General features: G+C 42.3%; 1 protein-coding gene. It reads right to left on the bottom strand.

Going from position 1 to position 809, the window contains the following annotated elements:
• Positions 1–809 (bottom strand): condensation domain-containing protein (locus tag AN214_RS21765; protein WP_152960849.1); only part of this gene is annotated, 809 nt, incomplete at both ends.

The raw sequence follows: 809 nt of genomic DNA, 5'->3' as shown, positions 1-809 counted from the left end.
CTAAGTCCGCTAACAGGGACTGGTAAACACGCACATACATCTCACCTAAGCGTTCGATAAAGGCAGCAGAGTACAGGCTCGCATCAAAGCTGATATCTAACCCAAGGCCCTCAGTACCGACGAATTGGCTCATGTTAATTACTAACCCATAGTTAGTTTGCTCAAAACCTCTAGCATCGATAACCTCTAATCCTTGCTTCTCTATTTCTTCATCTACAGAGCCATAAACATGGAAGTAGGTATAGTTAAAAGACACTTCACCAAAGTCCTGACCCAGTGCCTGTTGAATGTTATTCAATGGATAGCGGCGATAAGACATACCTTGACGATAGATTTCATTTATGTTGCTGATCAATTCGGACCAGGTACTTGGTGCAAGGGAAACCGCCAACGGCAAAGAATTTAAATACAAACCTAAACTTTGTTCCGCTCCTTCCTGTTCGGGGCGGCCATTTACCGTTACGCTAGTCACCGTATGATCTTCACCACTGAGTAACGACATCACTTTCATGTGACCTGCTAATAAAACAGATTGTAGCGGCATACCTAGTTTTTTAGCTAGCTTAGCTAACCCAGCAGAATGATCGTTGAACTCTAGAACTCTATGATCTTTTTGTGTACCAAGCTCATATTCTGTCGATTGCTTGGGTAACGTCAGTCCTGAGTATGTACCTAAGTTGTCGATAAAAAATTGTTTTGCCGTTTCACTATTACTCACATCTTGCTCTAATGCGACAAAATTACGGTAGGTCCAATCAGTTTCAATAGGAGCTAAAATTTCTCCCGAGAGCAGCGTTTCATAGTAACGA

The sequence above is a fragment of the Pseudoalteromonas sp. P1-9 genome, from assembly GCF_001399975.1.
Lineage (GTDB): Bacteria > Pseudomonadota > Gammaproteobacteria > Enterobacterales > Alteromonadaceae > Pseudoalteromonas.
The sequence above is the reverse complement of the archived record's forward strand: the minus strand, read 5'-3'. Positions and strand labels throughout refer to the sequence as shown.